The following is a 6584-nucleotide window of genomic DNA, read 5'->3' as shown; positions in this document are numbered from 1 at the left end:
CCTACATCGACAAACCACCCGCACCCGTCACCTTCACCATCGACGAACCGGATCCACCACCCGACGCGAACGCGCCGTTCTGAGCAAGAGTCGCCGACACCCCGCATCTGCTGCCCACCGCAGACCCGCGGTTCTGAACGACCGGAGCCGGTCCCGAACCATCGCCGTTCTGAATGACCGAAGCCGGATCCCGAACCTTCGCCGTCCTGACGCCGGCGCAAGCTGTTCACGTGAGCGGATCACAAGGCCCCGGCAAGCCAACCCCCGCGACCGACCCCTGTGACGGATGTCATAGCGGATCCATGACATCGTTCATCGTGCGCCGCGCAGCACGCGGAGCAGACTGGATGACATGAACGAGGCGACATCATGAGCGAAACCCAGACGGTGCAGTCCGTCATCCAGGCCCCCTCCGCGCCGCACGCTGCGATCACCGCGACCGGGCTCACCAAGCGCTTCCGCGGCTTCACCGCCGTGGACGGCGTTGACCTGTCGGTCCGCCAGGGCGAGGTCGTGGCCTTCCTCGGCCCGAACGGCGCCGGCAAGACCACCACGATCGACATGCTCCTCGGCCTCTCGCAGCCCGATGGAGGCCAGGTGTCGCTGTTCGGCCTGACCCCGCGCCAGGCGATCGGGCGCGGCCTGGTCTCCGCGGTCATGCAGACCGGCGGCCTGCTCAGCGACGTCACGGTGCGCGACACCATGAAGCTCACCGCCTCGCTGTTCACGCACACCACGAGCATCGATGCCGCGCTCGAACGGGCCGGCATCGCCGACATCGCCGACCGCAAGGTGCAGAAGTGCTCGGGCGGCCAGCAGCAGCGGCTCCGCTTCGCAATGGCCCTGGTCTCGGATCCGGGGCTCATCGTCCTCGACGAGCCGACCACCGGCATGGACGTGGAGGGCCGGCACTCGTTCTGGCAGGCGATCCACGCCGACGCCCAGCGCGGCCGCACCGTGCTTTTCGCCACGCACTACCTCGAAGAGGCCGACCAGTACGCCGACCGGATCGTGCTGATCCGCAAGGGCCGCATCGTCGCCGATGGCACCACCGCCGAGATCAAGGCGATGGCCTCCGGCCGCACCATCGAGGCGGAGTGGGATGAGGCTTCCGGATCCGGCCAGGCCGAGATCGCGGCGCTGGAAGGCGTCGACTCCGTTGAGGTGCGGGGCCCGCGCATCATCATCCGTGCGAACGACTCCGACGCGATCGCCCGCCACCTGCTGACGCGCACCAGCGCGCACGACATCACGATCACCAGCCAGAACCTGGAGCAGGCGTTCCTGCGGCTCACCTCCGCCGACGAACCCGGCGACGACACGGAAGGGGAATGACATGACCACCGCCACCGAGCGCCTGGACCGGATCGATCCGTCCACCCGCCGCGTACCGCCGATGGGCGGCTTCAGCCTCACCTTCCTCGGCGTCGAGCTCAAGCGCCTGTTCCGCAACTCCAGCGTGGTCGTGTTCACGCTCATCTTCCCGATCGCGATGCTGGTCATGATCGGGCTCCCGAACAAGAACACGGCGATCACGAACGTCCCGGTCAGCCAGGGCGGCATGTCCGCCGCCGTGCCGATCATGATCTCCATGGCCGTGTACGGCGCGATGGTCGCGAGCACCATGACCGGTGTCTCCGTCGCCGCAGAGCGCGCCCAGGGCTGGAGCAGGCAGTTGCGCCTCACGCCGCTCAACCCGGTCGTCTACATCCTCGTCAAGGTGATCTGCGGACTGGTTCTCGGCGGCATCGCCGTGCTCGTCACGCTGATCGTCGGCGCCGCGCTCGGCATCACCGCCCCGCTCGGCAACCTGATCGCGGCCGGCGTTCTCGCCTGGCTGAGCTCGCTCATGCTGACCAGCCTCGGACTCGCGGTCGGATACGCCTTCCCCGCGCAGAACGCGATGCGCTACCTCGGCCCGATCCTGCCGATCCTGAGCTTCATGGGTGGCCTGTTCGTCCCGCTCGCGGTCATGCCCGAGGCGGTGCAGATCGGCGCCAGGTTCACTCCGCTCTGGGGCATCGCGGAGCTCTCCCAGTCGGCCGTGGTCGGGGTCACCCCCAACGGCTGGGCCGTGCCGAACCTCATCGCGTGGCTCGTCATCTTCACGGCACTGGCCGTGCTGATGTTCCGCCGCGACACCAAGCGCGTCTGACGTGACGGACAGCACCCGCGCCGGTTCGGCTTCCTGGGGCGCTTCGGCATCGGTGAGGGCGGCTTCCTGGACGCGCCACCGCTGGACGGCACCGCCGGGTGGCCGCGGCTGCGCCTCACGCTCGGCGCCCCGGGCGCCAAGCGCTGGTACCCGGGCGCGCTGATCAGCCAGCTGTTCATCGTCGGCTTCATCCTGGTGCCGATCCTCACCCAGGTCCCCGCCCCCGGATCCTGGTTCTGGGGTCTCGGGGTGGTCGTCTACGGCGCGCTGTTCACGGTGTCGTTCCCCGTCGCGATGGCGCTCCCGGATCGCTGGCGCTGGGCCCCGCCCGCCGGCCTCCTGCTGCTGTCGCTGCCGTTCATCCTCGTCCTCGGCCCCGACCTCTCCGGACTCTGGACCTACGTCGCCGTCTCGGCCGCGCTCTGCCTCGGCGGCAGCGGCCGGGCGATGATCGCGGTGCTGGTGGTCTCGGCGGCGGCGCTCGTGATCAACCTCATCGACGGCGCCCTGCAGCCCACGAACACCCCGCCCTGGACGATGCCGCTCATCATCCTCTCCATCGGCACCCTGATGTCCGCCTTCACGCGCAATCTGCAGACGCTGGCGCAGCTGCGCCGCACCCAGAACGAGCTCGCCGTCGTCGCCGTCGAGGAGGAGCGCAACCGCGTCGCCCGCGACATGCACGACATCCTCGGCCACTCGCTGTCCGCGATCGCCCTGAAGGCGGATCTGGCCGCCAAGCTCGCCGACCGGGATCCGGCCGCGGCGGCGGCGGAGATCCACGAGGTGCAGACCCTCGCCCGCGCGACGCTCGGCGACATGCGCGCCGTCGTCTCCGGCTACCGCCAGGTGCGGATCGCGAGCGAACTCGCCTCGCTGCGGACGCTGTTGCCCGCCGCGGGCATCACGGCGCACCTCCCCTCGACCACGGACGAGGTGCCGGAGCGCAACCGAGAGCTGTTCGGCTGGGCCCTGCGCGAGGCCGTCACGAACGTGATCCGCCATGCCGGCGCGACGAACTGCTGGGTGACGCTGAACCCCGCGCGCATCACGGTCGAGGACGACGGCGTGGGTCCCGCGCCGCGCCGTGCGGACGACCCCGCCGGCACGGGCCTGCACGGGCTCGCCGAGCGTGCGGCCGACGCGGGCGGTGCCCTCACGATCGGCCGCTCCCGTCACGGCGGGTTCCTCCTGGAGGTCACCGCATGACGACGCATGAGCCGATCCGCATCCTGCTCGCCGACGACCAGGCGCTCGTGCGCGGGGCGCTGGCGACCCTGCTCGGCCTGGAGGACGACCTCGTTGTGACCGCCCAGGTCGGCCGCGGCGACGAGGTGCTCGACGCCGCGCGGGAGCACCAGCCCGACGTCGCACTGCTGGACGTCGAGATGCCCGGAATCGACGGACTCACCGCCGCGGCGCAGCTGCGTCAGGCCCTGCCCGGGGTGCGGATCGTGATCGTCACCACGTTCGGACGCGCCGGCTACCTGTCCCGAGCCCTGTCCGCGGGAGTCGCCGGATACGTGGTCAAGGACACCCCCGCATCCGAACTCGCCGATGTCGTTCGCCGCGTGATGCGCGGAGAGACCGTGATCGACGCGGCCCTCGCCACGGATGCGCTCACCGCCGGACCGTCGCCGTTGACACCACGCGAGACCGAGGTGCTGGCAGCCGCCCGTGACGGCGGGACGATCTCGGACGTGGCCCGCTCACTGCATCTGTCCGAGGGCACGACGAGGAACCACCTGTCCTCCGCGATGCAGAAGCTCGAGGCCCGCACGAGGGCCGACGCGGCGCGGATCGCGCAGGAGCGCGGCTGGCTGCTCTGACGGCCTCCCCTCATCGCTTCAGGATCCTTACCCGACGATCCCTTACACTCAGCACCATGACCGGAGGATCATCTGCTTCGTCGCGCTCGTCGCGACCCTCGCCCGCGGTGATCCGCCGTCGTCGACTCGTCGTCGCCCTGATCGCCGTGCTCGCCGTGGCTCTGATCGCGGTCGTCACGTCGATCGCCGTGCGTGCCTTCGCCGGCGGCGATGGCCCGAAGGCGGCGACGACCGGAGCGGCCAGCACGCCGACGCCGAAGCCGACGTCGCTCTCCCCGGTGCAGGCGCTGCTGAAGACCGCCGCCGACCCCGCGAAGGCCTGCGCCGTGTCTTTCGCCGGCGACGGGATCGACCACCCCCCGATGCTGCAGACCGAAGGCGTGCTGTTCACGGGACTGCCCATCCCCGAGCGAGCCGGATCCGTGTTCGCCGGCTGGTATCCGACGCCGGAGGCGGCGCAGGCCCAGGCCCAGACCGACCGCGTGAACGGCTCGCAACTGACCACGTGCACCGATCACCAGCGCACGCTCCACGCCGCCTGGACGACGCCCGAGCAGAACACCGCCACCGCCGCGAAGATCCCGATCCTGATGTACCACCAGTTCACGACCAAGCCCGAGGGCGAGGACAACTGGCTGCGCAACAACTACGTGTACATCGAGGACTTCAAGGCGCAGATGGACTACGTCGCCTCGCAGAAGTTCTACATGCCCACGTGGGACGAGCTGAACGCCTTCATCGACGGCAAGCTGTTCCTGCCGCAGCACTCGCTCATCATCACCGACGACGATGCGGATCCGACCTGGTTGCAGCTCGCGGTGCCGGTCGTGACCGAGCGGAAGCTGCTGACTACCTCGTTCGTGATCACGGGTGAGCGCAAGGACGGATCGCCCTCCCCCTACGTCCTGCAGCGCTCGCACACCAATGACATGCACCGCGCAGGCGACAACGGCAAGGGGCGGATGGTGAACCTGTCGGCCGACGAGGTCGCCGCCGATCTGGAGGAGTCGGCCAAGGTCCTCGGCGCGAAGGAAGTCATCGCCTATCCCTACGGTCACTACAACGCGACCGCCGAGCAGGGCGTGGCCAAGGCCGGCTTCCTGCTCGCGCGCACGATCGACTTCGGCTACGTGCACATCGGCACGAACAAGCTGGAGCTGCCGGTGGTCCGGATCAACTACGGCGACACCGTCAACGGCCTGAAGAACAACATCGGCTGACGGATCCGGGTTCGGGCTACGGGAGACCCCGTGCCGGCGAACCCTGCCGAGGTGTCACTCCGCGGCGGCGGTCTCCGCCTCGAGTCGCACGCGACGCTCCTCGGCCTTGCGAACCTGGCGCACGGAACGGCGCGGCGCGTAGACCACGAGGGAGTGGAACAGGAAGCGCACGAAGAACGCCGCGATCAGCGTGATCGCCGCCGCGAGGATGCTGGAGATGTGCCAGGTCTCGACCATGAGGGCGAGCACCGGGATCCGCACGGCCGCCTCGACGTTGTTGAACGTGAACGACTGGGCGAAGCGCACGCCGATCGCTGCGGCGTCACCACGCATGTCGTTGAAGACGTAGCGCTCCTGCAGCAGGAAGTTGCCGATGATCGTCACCTCGGCGGCGATGATCGCCGCCCAGACGTACTCCACGCCCAGGTGCGTGAGCGCCCACATGATGGCGAGGTTCGCCAGCGCGCCCACACCGCCGATGATCGCGAACAGCGACATCTTGCCGAAGCGCAGCCGGGCGAGGTGCTTGAGGAACTGCATCCCCTGCACGAACGACGCCTTGGACTGGCCGTGCAGCCGCTCGCCGAATTCCATCGGCACCTCGGCGATGCGCACATCCGAGCGCACCAGGATCTCCAGCAGGATCTTGAAGCCGTTCGGACGCAGCGCCGCGGGATCGATCCGACGCCGGTCGACGAGGAAGAAGCCGGTCATCGGATCCGAGGCGCCGGAGAGCCGGATCGGGAACATCGCCTTGGTCAGCAGGGTCGCGCTGCGTGAGACGCCGACGCGCACCGCGCCGGCGAGGCCCCCGTTGTCGCCGCCGCCGATGTAGCGCGAGGCGACGACGACGTCGGCGTCGCCCTCCTCGAAGCGCTCGATCATCTCGGGCAGCAGCTCCGGCGGGTGCTGCAGATCGCCGTCCATGACGATGCAGATGTCGTAGGACGCGGACCGGATCCCTTCGACCACGGCGCCGCCGAGGCCGCCGACCGGCTTGTCGCGGTGCAGCAGCCGCACGGGCACCGGCGCGTCGGCCGCGATCCGCCGGATCACGTCCGGGGTGTCGTCCGAGCTGTCGTCGACGAACAGGATCTCGACGTCGCGGTCGGACGCCGCGTCGGAGACGCGCGAGACGAGAGCGGCGATGTTATCGCGCTCGTTGAAGGTCGGAATGATGACCGTCGCTCCGGGGATGATCTCCCCCGCCGACATGTCGCCCATGCCTCTCCCTCCGTACGCCTGCCCGCCATGGTCCCACGCGAAACCATGCGGAACCTGCGCGTTTCCCGTCAGGCACCCTCTCCCATCCAGGCTAACGGGCGGTGAACGACGGGCACACGGCCCTCGCCTCGCACCGAGCCCGACCCCTCGAATCCG

General features: G+C 69.5%; 6 protein-coding genes. 5 read left to right on the top strand and 1 reads right to left on the bottom strand.

Annotated features, from left to right (window positions below; translation table 11 throughout):
• The first annotated feature begins 369 nt into the window (after positions 1-369).
• From ACTJI8_RS09610 to ACTJI8_RS09590, 5 genes are all read left to right on the top strand, one after another.
• Positions 370-1335: an ABC transporter ATP-binding protein gene (locus ACTJI8_RS09610; protein WP_440733197.1), complete on the top strand. Its 966-nt coding sequence runs from the start codon at positions 370-372 to the stop codon at positions 1333-1335.
• 1 nt (position 1336) lies between these two features.
• On the top strand, positions 1337-2155 hold the full coding sequence (locus tag ACTJI8_RS09605; RefSeq protein ID WP_440733196.1) for an ABC transporter permease: 819 nt from the start codon (positions 1337-1339) through the stop codon (positions 2153-2155).
• A 195-nt stretch (positions 2156-2350) separates the two neighbouring features.
• Entirely contained in the window at positions 2351-3364 is a 1014-nt protein-coding gene (locus ACTJI8_RS09600) for a sensor histidine kinase (protein ID WP_440733195.1), read from the top strand.
• Complete coding sequence (locus ACTJI8_RS09595; protein ID WP_440733194.1) at positions 3361-3984, top strand: response regulator transcription factor; 624 nt, start codon at positions 3361-3363, stop codon at positions 3982-3984. The genes ACTJI8_RS09600 and ACTJI8_RS09595 overlap by 4 nt, the downstream gene beginning before the upstream one ends.
• A gap of 56 nt (positions 3985-4040) precedes the next feature.
• On the top strand, positions 4041-5204 hold the full coding sequence (locus tag ACTJI8_RS09590) for a polysaccharide deacetylase family protein (RefSeq protein ID WP_440733193.1): 1164 nt from the start codon (positions 4041-4043) through the stop codon (positions 5202-5204).
• Positions 5205-5258: 54 nt separating this feature from the next.
• On the opposite strand, the gene ACTJI8_RS09585 is transcribed toward ACTJI8_RS09590, so the two are convergent.
• Positions 5259-6428 (bottom strand): glycosyltransferase, encoded by a 1170-nt coding sequence (locus ACTJI8_RS09585; RefSeq protein ID WP_440733192.1) that lies wholly within the window; start codon positions 6426-6428, stop codon positions 5259-5261.
• Between the last annotated feature and the right edge of the window lie 156 nt (positions 6429-6584).

The organism is Microbacterium sp. 22303 (assembly GCF_052045265.1).
In the GTDB taxonomy this organism is placed as follows: Bacteria; Actinomycetota; Actinomycetes; order Actinomycetales; family Microbacteriaceae; genus Microbacterium.
The sequence above is the reverse complement of the archived record's forward strand: the minus strand, read 5'-3'. Positions and strand labels throughout refer to the sequence as shown.

Bases quoted from the DNA above. Each gene is read 5' to 3' on its own strand.
- ACTJI8_RS09610 (WP_440733197.1), top strand. From the start codon at position 370: ATGAGCGAAACCCAGACGGTGCAGTCCGTCATCCAGGCCCCCTCCGCG.
- ACTJI8_RS09605 (WP_440733196.1), top strand. From the start codon at position 1,337: ATGACCACCGCCACCGAGCGCCTGGACCGGATCGATCCGTCCACCCGC.
- ACTJI8_RS09595 (WP_440733194.1), top strand. From the start codon at position 3,361: ATGACGACGCATGAGCCGATCCGCATCCTGCTCGCCGACGACCAGGCG.
- ACTJI8_RS09590 (WP_440733193.1), top strand. From the start codon at position 4,041: ATGACCGGAGGATCATCTGCTTCGTCGCGCTCGTCGCGACCCTCGCCC.
- ACTJI8_RS09585 (WP_440733192.1), bottom strand. From the start codon at position 6,428: ATGGGCGACATGTCGGCGGGGGAGATCATCCCCGGAGCGACGGTCATC.